Origin of the sequence: Vibrio breoganii (assembly GCF_001677275.1) — a bacterium.
In the GTDB taxonomy this organism is placed as follows: domain Bacteria; phylum Pseudomonadota; class Gammaproteobacteria; order Enterobacterales; family Vibrionaceae; genus Vibrio; species Vibrio breoganii.
Map to the genome: position 1 here is coordinate 1,980,865 of NZ_CP016177.1, position 24,007 is coordinate 2,004,871.

At 46.7% G+C, this 24,007-nt stretch carries 21 protein-coding genes and 1 riboswitch; of the genes, 7 read left to right on the top strand and 14 right to left on the bottom strand.

The window, feature by feature from the left end; genetic code table 11:
- Positions 1-3 precede the first annotated feature (3 nt).
- Positions 4-264, bottom strand: a complete 261-nt coding sequence (locus A6E01_RS09135) for a DUF5062 family protein (protein ID WP_017029606.1) — start codon at positions 262-264, stop codon at positions 4-6.
- A gap of 91 nt (positions 265-355) precedes the next feature.
- Positions 356-1,702 (bottom strand): MATE family efflux transporter, encoded by a 1,347-nt coding sequence (locus A6E01_RS09140; RefSeq protein ID WP_017029607.1) that lies wholly within the window; start codon positions 1,700-1,702, stop codon positions 356-358.
- Positions 1,703-1,800: 98 nt separating this feature from the next.
- On the opposite strand from A6E01_RS09140, the gene A6E01_RS09145 reads away from it, so the two are divergent.
- From A6E01_RS09145 to A6E01_RS09160, 4 genes are all read left to right on the top strand, one after another.
- On the top strand, positions 1,801-2,742 hold the full coding sequence (locus A6E01_RS09145; RefSeq protein WP_017029608.1) for a LysR family transcriptional regulator: 942 nt from the start codon (positions 1,801-1,803) through the stop codon (positions 2,740-2,742).
- A 408-nt stretch (positions 2,743-3,150) separates the two neighbouring features.
- Positions 3,151-4,581 carry a sodium-dependent transporter gene (locus A6E01_RS09150; protein WP_065210108.1) on the top strand — a complete coding sequence of 477 codons (1,431 nt, stop codon included), beginning with the start codon at positions 3,151-3,153 and terminating at the stop codon, positions 4,579-4,581.
- 191 nt (positions 4,582-4,772) lie between these two features.
- A riboswitch (FMN riboswitch) is annotated at positions 4,773-4,915 on the top strand.
- Positions 4,916-5,103: 188 nt separating this feature from the next.
- Positions 5,104-6,033, top strand: a complete 930-nt coding sequence (locus tag A6E01_RS09155; protein ID WP_017029610.1) for a DMT family transporter — start codon at positions 5,104-5,106, stop codon at positions 6,031-6,033.
- 16 nt (positions 6,034-6,049) lie between these two features.
- Positions 6,050-6,478, top strand: coding sequence for an HIT domain-containing protein (locus A6E01_RS09160; protein ID WP_017029611.1), 429 nt, complete (start codon positions 6,050-6,052; stop codon positions 6,476-6,478).
- Between the two features lie 25 nt (positions 6,479-6,503).
- Here A6E01_RS09160 and A6E01_RS09165 read toward each other — a convergent pair whose 3' ends face one another.
- The 4 genes from A6E01_RS09165 to znuA all read right to left on the bottom strand — a co-directional run bounded on the left by A6E01_RS09165 (position 6,504) and on the right by znuA (position 10,228).
- Positions 6,504-6,725 (bottom strand): FeoC-like transcriptional regulator, encoded by a 222-nt coding sequence (locus A6E01_RS09165; RefSeq protein WP_017029612.1) that lies wholly within the window; start codon positions 6,723-6,725, stop codon positions 6,504-6,506.
- A 6-nt stretch (positions 6,726-6,731) separates the two neighbouring features.
- Positions 6,732-9,005 (bottom strand): Fe(2+) transporter permease subunit FeoB, encoded by a 2,274-nt coding sequence (gene feoB / locus A6E01_RS09170; protein WP_065210109.1) that lies wholly within the window; start codon positions 9,003-9,005, stop codon positions 6,732-6,734.
- The gene (locus A6E01_RS09175; protein ID WP_017029614.1) at positions 9,005-9,232 is read right to left on the bottom strand and encodes a FeoA family protein; all 228 of its coding nucleotides are present in this window, start codon (positions 9,230-9,232) and stop codon (positions 9,005-9,007) included. The genes feoB and A6E01_RS09175 overlap by 1 nt, the downstream gene beginning before the upstream one ends.
- A 123-nt stretch (positions 9,233-9,355) precedes the next feature.
- Entirely contained in the window at positions 9,356-10,228 is an 873-nt protein-coding gene (znuA, locus tag A6E01_RS09180; protein ID WP_017029615.1) for a zinc ABC transporter substrate-binding protein ZnuA, read from the bottom strand.
- Between the two features lie 169 nt (positions 10,229-10,397).
- On the opposite strand from znuA, the gene znuC reads away from it, so the two are divergent.
- Positions 10,398-11,183, top strand: a complete 786-nt coding sequence (gene znuC / locus A6E01_RS09185; RefSeq protein WP_017029616.1) for a zinc ABC transporter ATP-binding protein ZnuC — start codon at positions 10,398-10,400, stop codon at positions 11,181-11,183.
- Positions 11,176-11,961, top strand: a complete 786-nt coding sequence (znuB, locus tag A6E01_RS09190) for a zinc ABC transporter permease subunit ZnuB (RefSeq protein ID WP_017029617.1) — start codon at positions 11,176-11,178, stop codon at positions 11,959-11,961. The genes znuC and znuB overlap by 8 nt, the downstream gene beginning before the upstream one ends.
- Before the next feature lie 480 nt (positions 11,962-12,441).
- Here znuB and sucD read toward each other — a convergent pair whose 3' ends face one another.
- From sucD to sdhC, 8 genes are all read right to left on the bottom strand, one after another.
- Positions 12,442-13,314: a succinate--CoA ligase subunit alpha gene (gene sucD, locus A6E01_RS09195; protein WP_017026740.1), complete on the bottom strand. Its 873-nt coding sequence runs from the start codon at positions 13,312-13,314 to the stop codon at positions 12,442-12,444.
- The gene (gene sucC, locus A6E01_RS09200) at positions 13,314-14,480 is read right to left on the bottom strand and encodes an ADP-forming succinate--CoA ligase subunit beta (protein ID WP_017026741.1); all 1,167 of its coding nucleotides are present in this window, start codon (positions 14,478-14,480) and stop codon (positions 13,314-13,316) included. The genes sucD and sucC overlap by 1 nt, the downstream gene beginning before the upstream one ends.
- A 151-nt stretch (positions 14,481-14,631) precedes the next feature.
- Positions 14,632-15,852, bottom strand: a complete 1,221-nt coding sequence (gene odhB / locus A6E01_RS09205; protein WP_017026742.1) for a 2-oxoglutarate dehydrogenase complex dihydrolipoyllysine-residue succinyltransferase — start codon at positions 15,850-15,852, stop codon at positions 14,632-14,634.
- A 13-nt stretch (positions 15,853-15,865) separates the two neighbouring features.
- Complete coding sequence (gene sucA / locus A6E01_RS09210; protein ID WP_065210110.1) at positions 15,866-18,691, bottom strand: 2-oxoglutarate dehydrogenase E1 component; 2,826 nt, start codon at positions 18,689-18,691, stop codon at positions 15,866-15,868.
- 124 nt (positions 18,692-18,815) lie between these two features.
- Complete coding sequence (locus A6E01_RS09215) at positions 18,816-19,526, bottom strand: succinate dehydrogenase iron-sulfur subunit (protein ID WP_017026744.1); 711 nt, start codon at positions 19,524-19,526, stop codon at positions 18,816-18,818.
- Positions 19,527-19,537: 11 nt separating this feature from the next.
- Positions 19,538-21,304, bottom strand: a complete 1,767-nt coding sequence (gene sdhA / locus A6E01_RS09220) for a succinate dehydrogenase flavoprotein subunit (protein ID WP_065210111.1) — start codon at positions 21,302-21,304, stop codon at positions 19,538-19,540.
- Positions 21,305-21,652, bottom strand: coding sequence for a succinate dehydrogenase, hydrophobic membrane anchor protein (sdhD, locus tag A6E01_RS09225; protein ID WP_017026746.1), 348 nt, complete (start codon positions 21,650-21,652; stop codon positions 21,305-21,307).
- Positions 21,646-22,026 (bottom strand): succinate dehydrogenase cytochrome b556 subunit, encoded by a 381-nt coding sequence (gene sdhC, locus A6E01_RS09230; RefSeq protein ID WP_017026747.1) that lies wholly within the window; start codon positions 22,024-22,026, stop codon positions 21,646-21,648. The genes sdhD and sdhC overlap by 7 nt, the downstream gene beginning before the upstream one ends.
- Positions 22,027-22,430: 404 nt before the next feature.
- Between sdhC and A6E01_RS09235 the strand changes: the two genes are divergently transcribed.
- Entirely contained in the window at positions 22,431-23,720 is a 1,290-nt protein-coding gene (locus A6E01_RS09235; RefSeq protein WP_017026748.1) for a citrate synthase, read from the top strand.
- The last annotated feature ends 287 nt before the right edge of the window (positions 23,721-24,007 follow it).

Below are 24,007 nucleotides of genomic sequence, written 5' to 3' on the forward strand. Positions count from 1 at the left end.
CTACTACTTCAGAGGGTCATTATCCGGCAACACGCTGTGCATCCAAAGCGCTAAGCGGTGCTTGATGTTAGGACCGTCTAGCTTATTGTCTGGCAATGGCGTGATTTGATTTACGCCTACTAGAAACAGGTACACACCTTGCGCCTTTAATGGTCCTGTCGAACTCGGCAAATCAATGCCTTGCATCTTTGCCATCTTCAAACCGACTTCTATTGCCTTTTTTACTAGCTTGTCTTCATTGTGAATCTTTGCGGTTTTTGACATATCGAGCTCATCCTTTGCGTTGATTTACAACTGAGTATATCAAAGGCTAAGAGACTCACGCTCACGCAAATCTCAAGTTGAGAAGTGAGTCTCAGGCCGCTTGCATTAACGTTCGATTGCTAGAGCGTCTGGTTTCATAGATGAGCTGCGCTAGTAAAAGCACACCGGTAACGCCAAGGCCGACACCAATACCACCCCAAATACCGGCTAAACCATAAGCCTTCATCAAGTACCATGCGGCTGGCAAGCCAAATGCCCAGTAACCGATTGCCGTCATTATGGTTGGCACCATCACTATCTTCATTCCGCGAAGCAGGTTAATGGCGAGTAGCTGCCATGCATCCACCACAAAGCATAATGCCACTACCCAGATCATCGACGTCAACAAAGTGGTCAGTTCATGACTGCCCTCTGCATCCAACTGGAATAGATTAGCAATGGCTTCAGGCCACACGATAAAGCCAAAGGCGATCACAAAGCTCAGCACGGTTACTGCTACAAAGCTCTTCTTGGCGATGGTTTTGATGCCATCGTAATTGTTCGCACCGTACTCTTTGCCCACCAAGATGGCAGAGGCTTGTGCAAAGCCAAAGTTGATGTTCCAGGTAAAGGACAAGCACTGCAGTAAAATTTGGTGTAATGCTAAAGATGCCACACTAATCATACCCGCCATCAAGGTGCCACCATAGATAAGGCCGTGCTCCAGCATGCCCGCTAAGGCAATTGGCATACCCATAGACAAAAGCGGTCCCATGAGTCTTGGGGTGTACTCGTGCATATTTTGCCAAGGTGCAAAGCGTTGGTATTTGCTTTGACGAAATACCCAAGTGCCGTAACCCACTAATACGAACCAAGCTGCGATTGCAGTACCGTAGCCAAGGCCTGCAATACCCCAATCTAAAGTAAAGGCAAGGAAGTAGCTGATTGGCACATTGATGATTACCGTCAGAATCGACATCACCATCACTGAGCGCACATCACCAAAGGTGCTAGTAAGCCCGCGCAGAACAAGCAAAAGCAGCGTTGGCAACATTGCCCACTTCAATGCGTTGAGATACAGCATTGCGATATCTATGACTTCTGGTGATTGTTGAGCTTTCGCTAACAGTTGAGGTGCATACAAGAAGCTAAAACTCAGTGTGACCGCTAGCAGAACAGAAAGCATCACTGCGCCTTTGACCGCAAAGCGGATCTGCTGCTGGCCAAATTCAGGGCGCGCAATACTCTGCCCGTAAGCGATGGCAATCAAATTGGCGACACAACCCACGATGCTGCCTGCCATAAGAAAAACAAACGAATACACAGAGGCACCCAATCCACCAGCGGCGAGATCGGCAACACTGATTTGTGACATCATCCAAACATCGGTGAGTACCAATGCCATAGCGATGAGTTGGGATAATGTCAGCGGCAATGCCAGTTTAAGAATGTTTTTCATACAGCCCTCTATGATTTGGGCTCAAAGTACTGCTAATTGAGCTAGGATTCAATTAACATTTATGTCAGTTGGCATTACCTGAGATCATGTGAAGAACTATGAAGCCTTATCCCGATATCCCCTACTCCCACAACAGCTTGAAAACCTTTGAGGCCGTTGCCCGCCACCTGAGTTTTACTGAGGCAGCGGATGAGTTGAATGTCACCCAAAGCGCCGTCAGTCGTCAGGTCAAACAGCTCGAAGAAGGCCTAGGTGTCGAGTTAATTGTGCGAGGGCATCGAAGCATCGACTTAACGCTGCAAGGCTCAGAGTTGTTTGCTGTGCTTCAGCGGAACTATCAGAGCGTACAAACCTTAATACAGTCTTGGCAACCCAATCAGCAGCAGCGAATCGTAATTAAGGCCGCGCTCAGTTATGCCACTCGCTCATTGCTCCCAAAGATACAGCAGCTGCAAGAGCGCTACCCTGAACATGAGATCGTGGTGATTCCCACTATTGATGAAGATGAAGCCCTTAAATCCACTGACTATGACTTGCTGATTCTTAACACTCGGATTCCCCACCAATATAAGAAGCGCTCTGATGTGGTGTTTTTAAGAGATGAATACATGGCGCCAGTGTGCTCTCAAGAGCTGTATTCAAAAGAAGGTAGCCTGCAATCTCTACTCACGATGCCACGATTGCACCCCACCCTTGACCATCATGACTGGAAAACCTGGCTAGCCCGTGTCGGACACAAAGACAGCGCAAAGATACGCAACACCACCTTCTTTACTCTGGATTTGGCCTTGAGTGCTTGTTTATCTAGCCAAGGAGTGACCGTGAGTGACCTGCTATTGATCTTGCCTGAGCTGGAACACGGCTATTTAGTTTGTCCTAGCAATGCACAAATCCAGCCTAGTGCTTGGCAATACTTCTGCCATTGCCGAGGTACTTCCGACATTGTTAAAGAAATTCATCAATGGATTCAAAGAGAAACGGCAAAGGAGTTGAAGACATTAGAGAGGTTAAGCAGAGAATTTGGCTGGAATAGCGTTTAAACGCAATTATAGGCAACTAAAGTGAATATAAATGCAGAGGTAATATCTAAATAACCAAGCGATAGATTTGAGTTCGTAAGCCACAGAGCTGTTCAGAACAAGAGACTTTAAGACAGAAAGTGGCGCTAAAACACGTAAAGTTCTTTGAACGACTCAAGCGGAAACATTTTTCAGAGAGGTGTTTTTAGGGGCAATCAGCTAATGATTGTGCAATAAACTAGCGATTAACTGCAATTATGCGATCAATGCCCGATAAATGTACTTTTAAGGGTTTTAACTTTACTCACAAACTGGTTAACTTGCCACTCTTAGAGCGTCACTCAAAACTTATATGGTGTAAACCTTTATTTACACCCCTCTTTTTAAGGCGCCGAGTAGTAAAAACACAACATTAAATTTGGAGTAATTGTGGCGACTGGAAATGCATCAGCAGCCCCTCGTGATAACTGGGGTTCAAAACTTGGATTTGTAATGGCAGCGGCTGGTTCAGCTGTTGGCCTTGGTAATATTTGGAAATTTCCGTACACAGCGGGTGAGAACGGTGGTGGTGCATTCGTACTTATCTACCTAGCATTCGTAATCATTATTGGTTTCAGCGTAATGCTGACTGAATTTGCAATCGGCCGTCACACTAGCCGTTCTGCTGTAGGCGCATTTAAATCAACAGATAAGCGTTGGAGCTTTGTTGGTGTTATTGGTGTACTAAGTGGTCTATTGATCATGGGCTTCTACCCTGTTGTAGGTGGTTGGGCTCTAGCGTACATCCCTAAAGTGGCTACTGGCCTACTAGACACCCCTGAAGCAATCGGAGATAGCTTTGGTGGCTTCATCTCTAACCCAATCCAACCACTATTGTGGATGGGCGCATACCTAGTGCTTAACATTGTTATTGTGAGCAAGGGTATCTCTGGTGGTATCGAGAAAGCAGGCAAGATCCTAATGCCTTTGCTATTCCTTATTCTTATCATCGTAGCGGTTAAAGGTCTTTCTCTACCTGGCGCAAGCGCAGGTCTTGAGTTCCTATTCAAACCAGACTTCACTCAAGTAGATAGCCAAACTGTTCTAGCTGCATTGGGTCAAGCGTTCTTCTCCCTATCTCTTGGTATGGGTTGTATGATCACTTACGGTAGCTACCTGAAGAAGAAAGAGAACCTTGTTCAAACTACAGGTATGGTTGTAGGTATGGATACTGCGGTAGCTCTACTTGCAGGTATCGCTATGTTCCCAGCAATGTTCGCATTCAACATGGAACCAGCGGCTGGCCCAGGTCTAGTATTCGTTGTTGTTCCTCAGCTATTTGCTCAAATGGGTGGCACAGGTCTTATCTTTGCACTTATCTTCTTCGTTGGTCTAACGGTTGCTGCACTGACTTCTTCTGTATCTCTACTAGAAGTAGTTGTGTCTTACCTAATCGACGAGAAAGGCATGAAGCGTGTTAACGCTGTACTTTCTGCAAGTGCAGTAATGGCAGTGATGTGTGTGTTTGCTTCTCTATCACTAGGTGGTCTTGGTCCTAAGCTGTTCGATACAGGCGTATTCGACATCTTCGACCTACTAACTGACAAAGTATTCCTAGCGGTTGGCGGTATGTTCATCTGTATCTTCGCAGGCTGGCGTCTAAACCGTGTTGACCTAGAGAAAGAAATTACTAACGACGGTAAAGTATCTTTCCCACTATTCGGTCTATGGTACAACCTAGTTAAGTACATCATCCCTGTAGCAGTTGCTGTAGTTGCAATCGCAGGTATCCTAAGCGGCTTTGAAAGCGGCAAAGGCCCAATCATGATTCTTGCAATCGCTATCATTGGTTTGACTGCGGTAGTATCTAAGAAGCTGTAATTGAGATAGCTGACAGCTTGAAGCTATCAGCTATCAGATAAAGATTTGAAGAGACCCTTATGGGTCTCTTTTTTTTGTCTGCAGATGAATCCAAGTAGCTGTTGCTTTAAAAACTGACAGCTGACAGCTGACAGCTAAAAGCTTTCAGCTATAAAAATCCATTTTCTCTACGCCTAAATTTTGCTACCTTAAATGGACTTCAGGGCGGGGCGAAATTCCCCACCGGTGGTAAAAGCCTAGCTTGAGCCCACGAGCGCCTTCACTACGTGAAGGGACAGCAGATCTGGTGTGAATCCAGAGCCGACGGTTACAGTCCGGATGAAAGAAGTGACACAATTGATTAGCGTATTGACCACCAAGCGAGCTCTCGCCTTGGTGTTAAATGCGTTTATTGCAAAACTGCACTCAAGATGCGTCTGGTGCGGTTTGGCGCATCATATTGCCTTACCTCTTAGCTCTGTTCACGTTTTTAGAAATCTAACCAGATAGCGCGTCGCTACTGGTATGAATTTGGAGATCCTCGTGGCAGGTATAGTTTTTGTAATGATCGCGGCTGGTTTATGGGCTGCTGATACCCTATTTCGTTATCCTCTTTTAGAGACTAACAGCACCCTACAGATAGTGTTCTTTGAACACATAGTGTTAGTGGTGATGATTGCCCTATTGCAAATTGCAGTGCCTAGGTGGCGCTTTGCCTACATCAAGGGCTCACTGCTGCCCTTTATCTTGATTGGTGTACTGGGCTCAGCCATTGGCACCCTCGCCTTCACTAAGGCGTTTACCCTGATGAATCCGACTATAGTGATCTTGCTGCAGAAGCTTCAGCCTATCGTGGCTATTACGCTATCGGTTATCTTGCTCAAAGAAAAACTTCAGAAGCACTTTGTCCTATGGGCGAGCGTTAGCCTTATTGGCAGTATCGTGATGATTGCGCCAGATATTATTGAGCTATGGTCAGAAGAGGCAGTTTGGCATTATGACCCGAAATTGATTGCTATCTTACTTGGCTATGGCTCAGCATTGCTCGCCGTTGTTGCCTGGGGAGCTTCCACTGTGTATGGACGCAAGCTAACGATGATGGGCTATAACACCATGCAAATCATGTCAGGTCGCTTTAGCCTTGCTCTCGTTGCACTGACCGTTGCGATGCTTTGTTATGGTGAACACTTCACCCTATCTGAGGGCAGTTTTGTTAGCTTGTTTTATATGGTGTTGCTGTCGGGTCTACTGGGGATGTTTATCTATTACAAAGGGCTTGAAAGAATACCTGCGCGATACGGCACAATTGCAGAATTGTTCTTTCCTGTTTCCGCTGTTGCCATCAACTGGGTGGCGTTTGATGCTACATTAACTCCACAACAGATCACAGGTGCAGTAATGCTAGTGGGCGGCGCACTGATGATGAGCCGCGAGCCTAAACAAGCACTACCGGCAGAGCCTGTTACCGCATAATGACAAGGGATTATCGATGGAATTTCAACTTCATCCGCAGTTAGCAAAAGATACCAATATGATTGGTGAGTTTCCTCTGAGCTTAGCGCTGTTGCATAAAGATAACTGCGTGCCTTGGGTGATATTGGTGCCCAAGAAGCATGAGCTTAAAGAGCTTCACCACCTGCCAATGCAAGAGCAGCAACAATTCTTGATAGAATCACAAACGGTGATGCAGGCACTAGAAGCGTTATTTTCGCCCGATAAGATGAACCTTGGGGCTCTGGGCAATATGGTGCCGCAGCTGCACGTTCATCATATTGCGCGCTTTAAGACCGACCATGCATGGCCAGGGCCGGTATGGGGAAACACCAAGGGTGAATTTAGACGCGACCTGGAACAACAGCAACTGCTAGAGCAGATCAAAAAAAAGCTAGGCAACTGCGAGCAGTTTAAACCTAGCTGATTGGAAACTTAGCGTGTAGCGACGTTTACATTTGAACGTTTAAGCTAATACCTTGATTGATGGTATAGCGCACGCCCTTTTCTTGACCCTTGATGGTGTCAAACATGCGGGTGACCTTACCTTTGTTCACCCACACTTGAAGCATTGCGTCTACACCGTCTTCAGACAGACCGAAGTGATTAGCAAGCACGGCTCTCTCAGTAGTGCCGTGCTGTTCAAGGTAGGACTTGAGTTGCTGTAGTATCATAGTCGTCTACGCCGCAGATTCTTGTTCTTGAAACTGCTGTTTGCTGCCATGGTGCTTCAACCCTAAGTAGGTTGCCACCGACACGATCATCACAGCCAGTATCCAAATAGCACTCTTTCCAGGGTGAGCTGAGAAGTTCATTACTTGGTTGTAAAGCACAGCGCCAAAGTAACCCAGCCCCATAGTCCACACGGCAATAAAGCGTGCATACTGAGCACCAAACTCACGAACGTATGCGCCCATCGCTGCTACACACGGTGTGTACAGTAGGATAAACAGCAGGTAAGCAAAGGCTGCATGGCCGTTAGCAAATTTACCCTGTAGGTTCGCAAACACCGACTGGTCAACTTCTTGGTCATCCGCCACGGCTTGAGTATCTGTCAGGTCACCGACTTCGATACCTAGCGGGTCACTAAAGCTCAGACCGCTTAGGTTCTCAGGAATCGACATTACTGCCTCTTCTAGACTCGCCATTAAATCAAACTCGGCTTCTTCATTAGAAGGTGAGGCGTATAGGTTGTTCAATGTCCCTACCACGGCTTCTTTTGCGAAAATACCTGTGACAATACCTACCGTTGCTGGCCAGTTGTCTTGCTCGATACCCATAGGTTCAAACACAGGAGTGATGACTTGAGCTGCCTTAGATAGAACAGAGTTCTCGCTGTCTTCGTTACCAAAACTACCATCAGTACCAATAGAGTTTAGGAAGCTAAGAATAGTCACAACCACAACGATGGTTTTACCTGCGCCAAATACAAAGCGCTTCAGTTTTTGCCATGTCTTGATAATTACGTTACGCAGACGAGGAATTTCGTAATCCGTCATTTCCATAACGAAGCTGTCATTGCTACCAGGGTAGATAGTGTTCTTCAGAATAAACCCAGTAAATACCGCGGCTAGAATACCAATCACATACAGCGCAAATACCACGTTTTGACCAGCACTTGGGAAGAACGCCGCTGCAAACAACGCGTATACCGGCAGTCGAGCACCACAAGACATAAACGGAGCCATAGATGCCGCTAAACGGCGCTCACGCTCTTGGTCTAGTGTACGGCTTGCCATAATCGCGGGTACGTTACAGCCAAAGCCTAATACCAGTGGAACAAAGGCTTTGCCCGGCAGGCCCACTTTCTGCATGACTTTATCCAGTACGAATGCCGCACGAGACATGTAACCTGAGCCTTCTAGCAGGGTCAAAAATAGGTAAAGACCGGCAATAACAGGGATAAAGGTTGCTACGGTTTGGATACCGCCACCGACACCATCGGCAAGCAGAGTCACCATCCATGCAGGTAGAACTGGGTCTAGCAGCGCATGAGTACCATCAACTAATACCGCGCCAAAGGCGATATCAAAGAAGTCGATAAACGCGCCACCGATGTTAATAGCAAACATAAACATCAGGTACATCACGCCAAAGAACAGCGGCACACCAATCCATTTGTTCAAAACCACGGCGTCAATCTTTTCGCTTAGGCGACGAGTGATCTTGCCTTCTGTCGTTCTGAAGGATTTAGACAGCTCATGTAAGAAGGTGAACTTTACATCAGCAATGTGCAGGTCAATATCCATATCAAGAGAATGACGTGCTTGAGCGGTCGCATCTTTTACTTCCGCAGGTACTGTGTGCATGACAAGCTGATCGTTCTCTAGGGCGCGAATAGCCAGAGCACGATTACTCACCATGTCGTTTTCAAACTGATCTTGAATGTCAGACACGACTTCTTCAAATTGAACGCCGTAGTCCAGTGCTAGAGGTTCAACCTCAATACCTGTCGCCAACATCTTGTGCAGGTCGGCTTTTAGCTTATTGACCTCGTTGATACGAGTTGCTGTCACTGCCATAACCGGGCAGCCAAGCGCTTTAGATAAGCCTTTAATGTTGACCTTCTGACCCATGCGAGCCAGCGCATCCATCTTGTTTAGGATAACAATCATAGGACGGCCTAACTCACGTAGCTGTAGGGTTACGTATAGACTTCGTTCTAAACAAGTGGCGTCAATAACATTAATGATAACGTCAGCAGGCGTCGATAACACAGCGCGAGAGGCAATGGTCTCATCCAAGCTGTTGTTGTCGTTGCCACTGTCTAGTGCGTAGATACCCGGAAGGTCTGTCAGGCTAAACTCTTCGCCAGCCAGAGAATAAAGACCGGTTTTTTTCTCAACGGTCACACCAGCCCAGTTACCGACTTTTTGGTTTGCACCGGTGAAGGCATTAAAAAGTGTGGTTTTACCGCTGTTTGGATTACCAACGGTCAGAATTGAGTAGTCCACTATGCAACCTCTACTGAAATTTGTTCTGCTGTAGATTTACGAATCGCAACGCTAACGTCTCGAACTCTCACCTGTAGTGGGTCGCCCATAGGCGCTTTGCGCACTAAAGTGACTGGCGTATTGGGAAGAATCCCCATTACCATCAGTTTTTTACGAGTAGAGCCATCTAATTGTTGCAGAGAAGAAATAGTGGCTTCTTGTCCTATTGTGAGTTCAGCGAGCTTCATAATCTAAATGCCAATCGTTATCATTTGCGTAGACTTTAACACAACTTGTTACAAAGTCACCTGTTCTAAATCAAAAAAAAACGCCCTTTAAAAAAGGACGCCCTATGAAAGTTTCAATATTACTTATTTCAAACACGTCTCAAACTGACCAGATAGTTGCTTTAAGAAAGCAAAATAAGCACCTGGTTTATCTTCAGTATCTGTTGCCAATGGATCTAGCTCACCAGTATTCACATCACTGCCTCGCGTGACGGTTTCAATCACGGCTGGTGTATATTGCGGCTCACTAAAGACACAGTAGACGTCCCCTTCAGCTAAACGCGTTTTTATTTGGATAAGAGTTCTTGCTCCCGGCTTTCTTTCTGGGCTTACCGTAAAGTGACCTAAATGATTTAAGTCGAAGAACTCCTCAAAGTAGCCGTAGCCGTCATGGAAGACAAAGAATCCATGATCCCGTACAGGCTCAAGTTGTGCATTGATCTCGCTGGTTGTCAGCTGCAGATTACTCATGAAGGCTTCAAGATTGTCTTTGTAGTAAGTCGCATTGTCAGGGTCTAGCTCGATCATTTTACTCGCAATGGCTTTTGCAACAGTCCCTGCTTGCTTTGGGCCTAACCAAAAGTGCGGATCAGTATTGCCATGATTATGGCCATCATGATCGTGATGCCCTTCTTCATAGTGACGAAGGTCCAGATCTGGAAGTTGACTAATGGTCAATACTTTATCTTGGCTTTCCACAATAGAAGACATGAAGCTTTCAAGTTCAGGTCCAAACCAAATCACCAGATCGGCATCGCGAACCTTTTTCACATCTGACGGACGCAGTGCGTAATCATGTGGTGACATATTGGTACCCAGTAGTACTGACGATGAAGACGCGCCTTTGGTGATCTCTTGGGTAATAAGGTGTATCGGTTTAATACTATTTAGCACCTCAATAGCTTGGGCACTAGTAACAAAGCTCAATGAGAGCAGGCATAAAAGTAAACGTTTCATCGATGCGGTTCCGTTGCAATAGCCAAATTTCTGCGCAAATGTTACTTTATATCATTCGTAATAAGCAAACGAAAAGTATGTTTGCGCACTATTATTTTACTTTACTCTTTGGGTGAACACGGGTAGAAAACCCGGTTTGCACTCCAACCCATACACAGGCCTGAATGCTATGACCCAACTCGTCACCCTAAAAGACGTGACTGTTCAGTTTGAACAACGAAAGGTATTAGATAAGATCAACCTTTCAATTAATGAGTCAGAAATCACCACCCTAGTCGGTCCCAATGGCGCAGGTAAATCCACCCTAGTGAAAGTCATACTGGGACTGCAAAAAACAGATTCAGGAAAGGTCACTAAACAGAACAAGCTACGTATTGGCTATGTTCCGCAGAAGCTAAAACTTAATGAGACCTTGCCTCTTACGGTTGATCGTTTTCTGCGTTTGGCAGGAAAATACAGTCAGCAGGAGCGCCAAGATGCCCTCGCCCTTGTGGGTGCGAGCCACCTTATTCAGGCTGATGTGCATAAGCTATCAGGCGGGGAAACGCAGCGAGTGCTCTTGTCTCGAGCCCTTTTGATCAGACCGCAATTACTGGTACTCGATGAACCAGCTCAAGGAGTGGATGTACAAGGTCAGGTTGACCTTTATAACCTCATCGATACCATTCGTCATAGATTTAACTGTGCGGTGTTTATGATCTCTCATGACTTGCATTTAGTGATGGCCAAAACCGACAATGTGATTTGCTTACAGCACCATATCTGCTGTTCAGGCACGCCGTCAGCGATCTCTAATCATCCAAGTTATTTGCAGATGTTCGGCAATACCCCTGAATCCAGTCTCGCACTTTATCAACATCATCACGACCATCATCATCATGATCTCTCTGGCGATCCAGTGACAGGAGACGCGACCTCATGTCACAACCACAAACACGGACATACCCATGATTGAGTTTTTACTGCCTTCATTGCTCGCTGGCTTTGGTATCGCAATTATTGCCGGCCCTCTTGGCTCTTTCGTCGTTTGGCGAAAAATGGCTTACTTTGGCGATACCCTAGCTCATGCCTCTCTAATGGGATTAGCTTTGGGCTTCTTATTAGACATTAACCTCTATTTGGCACTCGTTGTGTGCTGTATGGCACTAGCCATAATTTTGGTCACACTGCAAAGACAACAGCTCGTCGCAACCGATACCTTGCTTGGTATTCTTGCGCATAGTGCGTTATCCCTAGGTCTTATTGCGGTGAGCTTCTTGGACAACGTGCGTATCGACTTAATGGGCTACCTATTTGGTGACCTTTTGTCGGTGAATAACTACGACGTCATGTTTATTTATATGGGCGCTGCGGTAGTAATGTTGCTGTTAGTGGCATTTTGGCGACCACTGCTTTCCAGCACCGTAAACGAAGAGTTAGCGGCAGTTGAAGGGGTGAATATCTCACTAATGAGACTGCTGATCATGCTGATGATTGGCTTGGTTATCGCTGTGGGTATGAAGTTTGTTGGCGCCTTGATTATCTCTTCGCTACTGATTATCCCCGCTGCAACCGCAAGGCGTTTATGTCGTAGTCCAGAGCAGATGGCGATCATGGCCTCTATTATCGGCATGATCTGCGTGTGTACCGGGTTAAGTATGTCTTGGTTCTACGATACGCCGGCGGGTCCTTCGGTTGTGGTTAGTGCGACAGTGTTGTTTTTGTTGGCACAGTTTAAGAGGCAGGCGGGATAGAAGTGGGGGTAAAGCTATCAGCTATCAGAGTTTTCAATACAGCGAACATCGTCATACTGGAAAATACGGAGTATTTATCCAGTATCTTAGGTAGTACTAAATTCAGCTAGGTGCTTACTAAGATCCTGCTGGGCTGGCACTCCACTGGGCTGGCATTCCAGTTTTTATCAGGATGACATAATTTGACTATTGTGGTTCCTATCCAACCTACGTCATGCTGGAAAATACGCAGTATTTATCCAGTATCTTGGATAGTGAAAAATTCAACTCCGTGCTTACTAAGATCCTGCTGGGCTGGCATTCCAGTTTTCATCAGGATGACGGTGATTTGACTAATATCGCCCATATCAACCCAGCGTCATCCCGGAAAATGACTTTGTCATTTATCCGGGATCTTAGTGAGCACAAGTATTCACCACCAACAAAAAAGCCTCTGAACAATCAGAGGCTTTCGCATATTTACATCAAGGAAAAGCTAGATTACCAACCGGTGATCTCGCGTAGGCCTTTGCCGATGTCTGCAAGGCTTTTCACTGTTTTCACTCCAGCCGCTTCTAGCGCTTGGAATTTATCTTCAGCTGTACCCATGCCACCAGAGATGATTGCACCAGCGTGACCCATGCGTTTGCCTGGAGGCGCTGTAACACCTGCGATGTAAGAGACTACAGGCTTAGAGACGTTGTCTTTAATGAATGCCGCTGCTTCTTCTTCCGCTGTGCCGCCGATCTCACCGATCATCACGATAGCTTCAGTTTCAGGATCTTGTTCAAATAGCTTCAAGATATCGATGAAGTTTGAACCAGGAATTGGGTCACCACCAATACCAACACAGGTAGACTGGCCAAAGCCTTCGTCTGTGGTCTGCTTAACCGCTTCATACGTCAGCGTACCAGAGCGAGATACGATACCCACTTTACCCTTCTTGTGAATGTGTCCTGGCATAATACCAATCTTACACTCATCAGGAGTAATTACGCCTGGGCAGTTAGGACCAATCATCACAACGCCAGCTTCGTCTAGACGAACCTTAACATCAAGAAGGTCAAGCGTAGGGATGCCTTCCGTGATAGTCACGATAAGCTTGATGCCTGCATCGATAGCTTCAAGGATTGCATCTTTACAGAACGGCGCCGGTACGTAGATGACGGATGCTGTTGCACCAGTTGTTTCTACTGCGTCACGTACTGTGTTGAACACAGGTAGACCAAGGTGAGTTTGGCCGCCTTTGCCCGGTGAAACACCACCGACCATTTGCGTTCCGTATTCGATCGCTTGCTCTGAGTGGAACGTACCTTGACCACCAGTAAAGCCTTGGCAGATAACTTTAGTATCTTTATTAATTAGTACAGACATTATTTGCCCTCCGCTGCAGCTACTACTTTTTCCGCTGCTTCAGTCAGAGAGTTTGCAGCAATAATGTTTAGACCACTTTCTGCCAGTTTCTGTGAGCCTAGAGGGGCATTGTTACCCTCTAAACGAACTACTACTGGAACCTTAACGCCCACTTCTTCAACTGCACCGATGATGCCATCAGCAATCAGGTCACAACGTACGATACCACCAAAGATGTTGACGAGAACCGCTTTAACATTGCTATCAGATAGGATGATCTTAAACGCTTCAGTTACACGCTCTTTAGTCGCGCCGCCGCCTACGTCTAGGAAGTTAGCAGGTTGCCCGCCGTGTAGGTTTACGATATCCATCGTACCCATAGCAAGGCCTGCGCCGTTTACCATACAACCGATGCTGCCATCTAGCGCAACGTAGTTCAGTTCCCACTGAGCTGCGTGTGCTTCACGCTCATCTTCTTGAGATGGATCGTGCATTTCACGAAGCTTAGGTTGACGGTACATCGCGTTTGAATCGATGTTGATCTTGCCATCTAGACAAAGCAGGTTGTTCTCTGCAGTTACAACCAATGGGTTGATCTCTAGAAGTGCTAGGTCGTATTGAGCGAACATGTTGCCAAGACCCATGAAGATCTTCACAAACTGTTTGATTTGATCGCCAGAAAGACCCAGCTTAAACGCAAGCTCACGGCCTTGGTAAGACTGAGGACCAACCAAAGGATCGATAGCCGCTTTATGAATCAACTCTGGAGTCTCTTCGGCTACTTTTTCAATCTCTACGCCACCTTCAGTTGAAGCCATGAACACGATACGACGTGAAGCACGGTCAACAACGGCACCAAGGTAAAGCTCGTTAGCGATGTTAGACGCTTCTTCAACCAAGATCTTCGATACTGGCTGACCATTCGCATCTGTTTGGTAAGTCACTAGGTTTTTGCCTAGCCACTTTTGAGCAAACTCTTTAACACCATCTTTGGTATCGTGCAGTTCAACACCGCCCGCTTTACCACGGCCACCAGCATGCACTTGGCACTTGACCACTTTCTTTGCTGTGCTAATGCGACCTGCTGCTTCGAACGCTTCTTGTGGCGTATCGCAGGCATACCCTTCTGGTACAGGTAGCCCAAATTCAGCAAACAGTTGTTTAGCTTGATATTCATGCAAATTCATTAGTATCTTCCATTCCTTTTTAAACGAGTGCTGAGCGCTCGCCTAAATAATTTCCTCTCGCTAAAGATTGCTCTTTAACAGGTGTAGGGTACTTCTTGAGCTATGACCCGAGGGTCTAATAAGGGTGCCAAGGGGCACCCCTAATTCTTAATTAAACATCCAATAGAAGACGTGCTGGATCTTCTAGTAGTTCCTTGATGGTTACCAAGAAGCCTACTGATTCACGGCCATCAATCAAACGGTGATCGTAAGACAGAGCCAGATACATCATTGGTAGGATTTCAACCTTGCCATCGACAGCCATTGGGCGATCTTGGATCTTATGCATACCCAAGATAGCGGCTTGTGGTGGGTTGATGATAGGTGTCGACATCAGAGAGCCAAACACACCACCGTTAGTGATAGTGAAGTTACCGCCAATCAACTCATCAACAGTTAGCTTGCCGTCACGGCCTTTGATTGCCAGCTCTTTAATGCCCTTTTCAATCTCGGCAAAGCTGAGTGTGTCACAGTCTTTTAGGACTGGAGTCACTAGGCCACGCGGTGTAGATACTGCCATGCTGATATCGAAGTAGTTATGATAAACAATATCCTCGCCATCAATAGACGCATTCACTTCTGGGTAGCGTTTCAGTGCTTCTGTCACAGCTTTCACGTAGAAAGACATGAAACCTAGGCGAGTGTCATGACGCTTCTCAAATGAGTCTTTGTACTGTGCACGAAGGTCCATAATTGGCTTCATGTTCACTTCGTTAAACGTCGTCAGCATTGCTGTGCTGTTCTTCGCTTCTAGCAAACGGTTTGCCACTGTCTTACGCAAACGAGTCATAGGCACACGTTTTTGTGTGCGAGCTGCTGCAGGTAGCTCAGGCTCAGCAGTTGGTGTCGCTGCAGGTGCCGCTTTTGCTGCTTTAGCCGCGTTCGCTAGGTGTGCATCGACATCTTCACGAGTAATACGACCGCCAACACCTGTGCCTTTCACATCGGATGGGCTAAGGTTGTGTTCAGCTAGAAGACGACGTACAGCAGGGCTCAATGCCTCATTGCTCTCTTCTGTCAAAGACGCCTTATGACGCTTATCTGGAGAGGCTTCTGTATCTTCAGTGCTGTCTTTCGTTGGCTCGCCAGCAACAGCGCCAAGTTTGATCTTTGCAAGAAGTTGCTTTGAAAGAACTGTTGCACCTTCTTCTTCGAAAATTTCTTCAAGAACACCCGCTTCTGGAGCGGGTACTTCAAGGACAACTTTATCAGTCTCGATATCAACCAATACGTCATCACGCTCTACTCTTTCACCTGGCTTTTTGTGCCAAGTTGCAACGGTAGCATCTGCAACTGATTCAGGTAAATCAGGAACCAGAATTTCAATTGTCATTTGTTGGGCTTCCTTATTCTTCTAGTTCTTTATCAATTGTAAGAGCGTCATTGATTAACGCTTTCTGTTGTTTCAAGTGAACTGACATATAACCAACCGCTGGTGATGCAGAGGCAGGACGACCTGCATAGCTAAGGGTTGTGTTAAATGGCGTTGCTGCTCGGAAGTTGTGCTGGCTCGAATACCAAGCACCTTGGTTTTGTGGCTCTTCTTGACACCAAACGAAGTCTTTCGCTTCAGGGTAAACCGAGATCACTTCACGAAGGTCTGCTAGCGGGAATGGGTATAGCTGTTCAATACGAACAATCGCTACATCATCAAGCTCACGCTTACGTCTCTCTTCTAGTAAGTCGAAGTAAACCTTACCCGAACAGAATACAACGCGGCGTACCTTAGCATTATCTAGCTCATCAACCTCAGGGATCACCGATTGGAAGGTACCTTCCGCTAGGTCTTCTAGAGACGACACACACTGTGGGTGGCGCAGTAGCGACTTAGGTGACATCACAATAAGAGGACGACGCATTGGGCGCACTACCTGACGACGCAACATGTGATACACCTGCGCAGGGGTCGATGGCACAACAACCTGCATGTTCTGTTCAGCACACAACTGTAGGTAGCGTTCTAGGCGAGCCGATGAGTGCTCTGGGCCTTGCCCTTCATACCCATGAGGTAGCAATAATGTAATACCACATAGACGATTCCACTTTTGCTCACCAGAAGAGATGAACTGGTCAATCACTACCTGAGCGCCGTTGGCGAAATCACCAAACTGAGCTTCCCAAATAGTCAGGCCACCCGGCTCTGCGGTGGTGTAGCCATACTCGAATGCCAATACTGCTTCTTCGGACAATACTGAATCGAACACTTGGAACGGGCCTTGCTTATCATGGATATTCGCAAGTGGAACGAAGGTGCTGGCATCTTCTTGGTTGTGCAATACCGCATGACGGTGGAAGAAGGTTCCACGGCCTGAGTCTTGACCTGAGATACGGATGCGTTTTCCGTCATCCACTAAGGTGGCATAAGCTAATGTTTCTGCCATACCCCAGTCGATGGCTTTCTCGCCTTCGACCATGGACTTGCGGTCGTTATAAAGCTTGTTTACGCGACTTTGCAGTTTGTGGCTATCTGGGTAATCACAGAGCTTGTTGCCCAGTTCTTTAAGGCGAGTCAGCTCATACTTGCTGTCCCACTCCATATCCCATTCATGGCCTAGATAAGGAGACCAATCCACTGAATGCAATGCCATTGGACGCCACTCTTTTACCACCACTTCACCGTGGTCGAGGGCATCTCGGTATTCATTCACCAGTTGCGTCGCAGTATCGATACCAATCTCTTCGCGCTCCATCATCACATCAGCGTACAGCTTACGTGGCGTTGGGTGCTTTTTGATTTTTTGGTACATCAACGGCTGTGTTGCATTCGGCTCATCGGCTTCGTTGTGACCATGGCGACGGTAACAAACAAGGTCGATAACAACATCACGCTTAAACGTGTTGCGGTAATCAAGGGCAATGCGCGTTACAAACGCTACTGCTTCTGGATCATCAGCATTCACGTGGAAGATCGGTGCCTGTACCATCTTAGCGATATCAGTACAGTACATGGTTGAGCGCGTATCACGAGGGTTAGAAGTTGTGAAACCAATTTGGTTGTTCACAACGATACGAACCGTGCCGCCCACTTGGAAACCACGCGCTTGAGACATATTAAACGTCTCTTGCACCACACCTTGACCTGCGATTGCAGAGTCACCGTGGATAGTAATTGGTAATACCTTTGAACCATTCTTGTCACCAAGACGGTCCTGACGAGCACGTACTGAACCAATAACTACTGGGTTAACGATCTCTAGGTGAGAGGGGTTAAATGCCAATGCTAAGTGAACATTACCGCCTGGAGTGGCAAAGTCAGCTGAGAAGCCTTGGTGATACTTAACATCGCCGGTACCCCACGTTTCATCGTGCTTACCCGCAAACTCATCAAACAGGTCCTGAGGTTTTTTACCCAGAACGTTGACTAGCATGTTCAAGCGACCACGGTGAGCCATGCCCACAACGACTTCACGCATACCACTGCGACCGGCATGACGAATCAGCTCTTTAGTCATAGGGATAAGTGCGTCACCGCCTTCTAGAGAGAAGCGTTTTGCGCCTGGGAATTTAGCGCCAAGATAGCGCTCTAAGCCTTCGGCTGCGGTAAGTTCGTCAAGATAGGTGATCTTCTCATCAAGAGTAAATTCTGGTTGAGATTGAACCGATTCAAGGCGTTGCTGAACCCAACGTTTCTGTTCTGTGTTGGTCATGTGCATGTATTCTGCACCGACGGAGCCACAGTAAGTTTTGTTGAGCGCTTTATAGAGGTCTTTTAACTGCATGGTTTCTTGCGCTACCGCAAAAGAACCGACGTTAAAACTTTCGTTGAGGTCGTCTTCGGTAAGACTGTGGAACGCAGGGTCTAGTTCAGGCTGAACTGGGCGTTCCCACAAGCCTAGTGGATCCAGATTGGCCGCTTGGTGGCCTCTAAATCGATAGGCGTTAATAAGTTGAAGTACCCTTACTTGTTTTGCATCGACATCAGGATCACTTACTTGGACATTATAATGCTTAGTCTCTTGTGCAAGTCTGCGAAAGTAGTCACGAACACGCGTATGAGATTGCTCCCCTTGCTCTGATGCCTGCACTGGCAGTTCATCAAAAACGCGTTTCCATTCCTCACTCACCAGATCTGGGTCACTTAGATAAAGTTCGTAGAGTTCTTCTACGTACGTTGCATTGGCGCCTGCCAAGTGTGAAGACTCGAGCCATGCCTTCATCACACCGTTATGCATATATTCCCTTAACCTGTAGATTAATACTTATTGTTTCGGTCTTTGCCGAACTTCTGCCCAAACCTAAATGTTTGGCTATGACGGGCTAAACAGTAAACTCTGAAAAGCCCGTAATTTCAATAATCTATACCGAACGATTGACCAACATTGTCTTAATATGCCCAATCGCTTTGGTAGGGTTCAACCCCTTAGGACATACACTGACACAGTTCATGATGCCATGACAACGGAAAACACTAAATGCGTCGTCTAGATCGCTCAGTCGTTCATCAGTTGCCGTATCTCGGCTATCTATTAACCAGCGATAAGCCGCTAAAAGACCCGCAGGACCAATGAACTTATCCGGGTTCCACCAGAATGATGGGCATGATGTGGTACAACATGCACACATGATGCACTCATACAAACCGTCAAGGTGTGCACGCTCTTCTGGAGACTGTTTATGTTCACGCGATGGTGGCAATTCGCCGTCTGAAATCAAGAACGGTTTCACCTTGGCGTAATTGTCATAGAACTGAGTCATATCAACAATCAAGTCACGCACAACAGGCAAGCCTGGTAGCGGACGAATCGTCAAGGTATCGCCTTTTAAGGCAGACAGTGGCGTGATACACGCCAAACCGTTCTTACCATTCATGTTGAGGCCATCACTGCCACACACACCCTCACGACATGAACGACGGAAAGAAAGCGATGGGTCTTGTTCTTTCAACAAGATCAACGCATCCAACACCATCATGTCCGACCCTTCTTCCACGTCTAGCGTGTACTGTTTCATGTAGGGCTTGCTGTCTACGTCTGGGTTATAGCGATAGACAGAAAAATTCAGGTTCATATCTCGCTCCCTTAATAGGTTCTAGCTTTCGGTGGAAACGCTTCGCGATGCACAGGTTCCATGTTCACGTCACGCTTAGACATGCTCTCCGTTTCCGGGTTATAGATTGAGTGACATAGCCACTGCGAATCATCACGGTCTGGGTAGTCAAAGCGAGCGTGTGCGCCACGGCTCTCTGTACGGTAGTTCGCAGCAACAGCCGTTGCTACAGCGGTTTCCATCAAGTTGTCTAGCTCTAGACACTCAATACGTTGTGTATTGAATTCTGTTGATTTGTCGCTAAGGTGCGCATCTTGCAGACGCTCACGGATAACACGCAGCTCGTCAAGACCCGTTGCCATCGCTTCACCTTCACGGAATACCGAGAAGCTGTTTTGCATGCAGCTTTGCATGTCTTTACGAATCTGAGCAGGGTCTTCGCCGCTAGTGCTGTTTTCCCAGCGCATAGTACGAGCCAGAGAAGCTTCAATATCCGACTCTGAAACTGGACGTGCTTCTGATTGAACTGCCAGCGTATCGCCAAGGTGCAGACCAGTAGCTCGGCCAAATACCACCAAATCAAGTAGCGAGTTGCCACCTAGGCGGTTAGCGCCGTGTACTGATACTGATGCAATTTCACCACAAGCAAACAAGCCTTGTACTTCAACATCAGAACCGTTCGCATCTAGCTTGATTGCTTGACCAGACACCTGCGTTGGTACGCCACCCATCATGTAGTGACAGGTTGGGATAACCGGAATCGGTTCTTTCACTGGATCAACGTGAGCAAAGGTGCGTGATAGCTCACAGATACCTGGCAGACGTGACTCGAGTACGTCTTTACCTAAGTGATCCATCTTCAGCTTAATGTGTGGACCCCAAGGACCATCACAGCCACGACCTTCACGGATCTCGATCATCATAGAACGAGCTACAACGTCACGACCGGCTAAGTCTTTCGCATTCGGAGCATAACGTTCCATGAAGCGCTCGCCGTCTTTGTTGAGAAGGTAACCACCCTCTCCACGACAACCTTCGGTCACTAGTACACCTGCACCAGCGATACCGGTTGGGTGGAATTGCCACATCTCCATGTCTTGCATAGGGACGCCAGCACGAAGTGCCATACCAACACCATCACCGGTATTGATGTGAGCGTTAGTGGTGGAAGAATAGATACGACCTGCGCCGCCGGTCGCTAAGATTGTGGCCTTCGACTTGAAGTAACACATCTCGCCAGTTTCCATGCAGATAGCCGTACAACCCATGACTACGCCGTCTTGGTTTTTCACCAAATCAAGGGCGTACCACTCACTGAAAATCGTGGTTTTGTATTTGATGTTCTGTTGGTACAGGGTGTGCAATAGTGCATGACCTGTACGGTCAGCTGCCGCCGCAGTACGTGCAGCTTGCTCGCCACCGAACTGTTTTGACTGACCGCCAAACGGACGCTGATAAATAGAGCCGTCTTCGAAGCGAGAAAATGGTAGGCCCATTTTTTCTAGCTCGATGACAGATTCTGGACCGTTCTTACACATGTATTCAATAGCGTCTTGGTCACCAATGTAATCCGACCCTTTAACGGTGTCGTACATGTGCCATTGCCAATTGTCTTCATGTGAGTTGCCCAGAGCAACGGTGATACCACCCTGCGCAGATACTGTGTGAGAACGAGTAGGAAATACTTTTGATAACAATGCGCAAGTCAAACCTTGCTCAGAGATTTGTAGTGCTGCACGCATGCCTGCACCACCAGCACCAATGACTACTGCATCAAATTCGCGAACTGGAATCGTCATTTATGCCCCCCAAAGAATAAATAGGCCAGAGAAGAAATAACCTAGTAGCACTGCAATGAGAACCAGTTGCAGACTACCGCGCAATAGCGCCGGTTTAATGTAGTCGGTCAGTACCTGCCATAAACCAATCCATGCATGAATCAGAATGCAGAACAACGCGATCATAGTGAAGATCTTGGTGAACAGTCCACCAAAGAAGTTGCTCCACTCCATATACCCTATGTCACCTGAGATCAGGAAAAATCCACATAAGTAGATGGTGTAGAGGGTCAGGATGATTGCGGTTGCACGAACCAGCAGGAAATCATGGACGCCATTGCGTCCAAATGAAGATACGTTATTTACCATACGATTATCCCCGCAACGAGTGCTAGAACGCCGGTAATGATGAAGGAGATCTGTGCACTTTTAGCACCGCTCTCTAGTTCTTCAAAATACCCTAGGTCTTGGCAAAGGTGTCTGATACCGCCCACGATATGGTAGAAAAGCGCAGTTAGTATTCCCCACAAAATGAATTTAACGAAGAAGCCATCAACGTAACTGGCAGCCTCCATAAACCCTTTAGGTGATGACAGAGAAATGGAAAGTAACCAAAGTAAGATTCCGACAGCGACAAAGGTGATAACACCAGATACCCTGTGCAGGATCGAAGCAATGGCAGTGATCGGGAAATGAATCGTCTGGAGGTCCAGATTGACAGGTCTTGTTTTTTTCTTGTCCACGGCGTGCTCACTCAGCTCCTTTGAGCAGTTTTACAAATTGTAAACATTTGGGCTTCTTTAGCAGAAATTTAACAAAAACTTACATAACTATGGGTCGCCCCTGAATGTTTTGTCACTTTGTTAGTCTATAAAATAGAAAACTCTCCCTTAGCAAAGCCGATATCATAGGGAGATGAAACAAAGATATAGCTTAGATTTCAGCGCCACTATACGACCGTTAACAAACCAATACAATTGCATTAACAAATAATGTTACATAGACCCAATTTTTATTAATTCTACGTATAGAAACCTAAACAAGTGCACACAAAAAGGTATATAAATTGACTTCTCGCCCGAAGATCAGTACAAATTTGGTGCACCATTGAATCAAGATGGAAAATAAAATAACAAAGGAGAATGTTATGGCAGATAAGCAAGCGACTCTGACTATTGAGGGTCAAGCGCCTATCGAATTGCCGATTATGAAGGGAACCGATGGCCCAGACGTGATCGATGTTCGTACATTGGGAAGCAAGGGTTACTTTACCTTTGACCCTGGTTTTCTTGCCACTGCATCTTGTGAATCTCAAATCACTTACATTGATGGTAACGCGGGCATTCTATTGCACCGTGGTTTTCCAATCGATGAATTAGCAAACAACGCGGATTATTTGGAAGTTTGCTACATTTTGCTGTACGGAGAAGCCCCAACTCGTGAAAAATACGAGGATTTCAAGAAGATTGTAACGCGCCATACTATGGTGCATGAGCAAATCGCAAGCTTCTTTCACGGCTTCCGTCGCGACGCCCACCCAATGGCGGTAATGTGTGGGGTAGTAGGTGCACTAGCGGCCTTCTACCACGATTCACTAGACATTAATAATGATAAACACCGCGAGATTGCGGCATTCCGACTGTTGTCGAAAATGCCAACACTAGCGGCAATGTGCTACAAGTACAGCATAGGTCAACCATTTATTTACCCAAGAAACGACCTAAGCTATGCAGAAAATTTCCTTCATATGATGTTCGCAAATCCTTGTGAAGAATATGAAGTAAACCCTGTTGTTGCTCGTGCTATGGATAAGATCTTTACCTTGCACGCTGACCACGAACAGAATGCTTCTACGTCGACCGTTCGACTGGCTGGTTCTTCTGGTGCTAACCCATTTGCGTGTATCGCAGCGGGTATTGCATCTCTATGGGGACCTGCTCACGGCGGTGCAAACGAAGCTTGCCTACACATGCTTGAAGAAATCGGCAGCGTAGACAAGATTGAAGAATATGTAGCACGCGCGAAAGACAAAGATGACCCATTCCGTTTAATGGGCTTCGGTCACCGCGTTTACAAAAACTACGATCCACGCGCAACAGTAATGCGTGAAGCGTGCCACGATGTATTGAAAGAGCTGAACATTAAAGATCCTCTGCTAGATGTAGCAATGGAACTTGAGCGTATTGCTCTATCAGACGAGTACTTTGTAGAGAAGAAACTGTACCCTAACGTAGATTTCTACTCAGGTATCATTCTTAAAGCGATTGGTATCCCAGTATCTATGTTTACGGTTATCTTCGCTATCTCTCGTACCGTTGGTTGGATTGCACACTGGAGCGAAATGCACAGTGATCCGCACAACCGCATTGGCCGCCCACGTCAGCTATACACTGGTGAAACGCAGCGCGAGTTTAAGCCTCTTCACGAACGTGAATAGTCCAGCTTAAAACACAACGACCAAAAGCCGTATTTCGATACGGCTTTTTTCGTTTTTGGGCTACACATAAGCTCTCATTTAACTCACAACAATCGACCGTTTACTGCCCTACTCTCAGCGCCAGAAACAAAAAAATCGCCTCATAGAGGCGACGCTAAATAGCATTATTGTGTCTTACCAATCACAACACATAGCTTAGGCAGATAACTAGGTTACACGAGACCACAGCTCGGTTTATGAGCCATAAACCTTGGTTTGTTGTTTGTGACTGATCCCCCATCAATCAC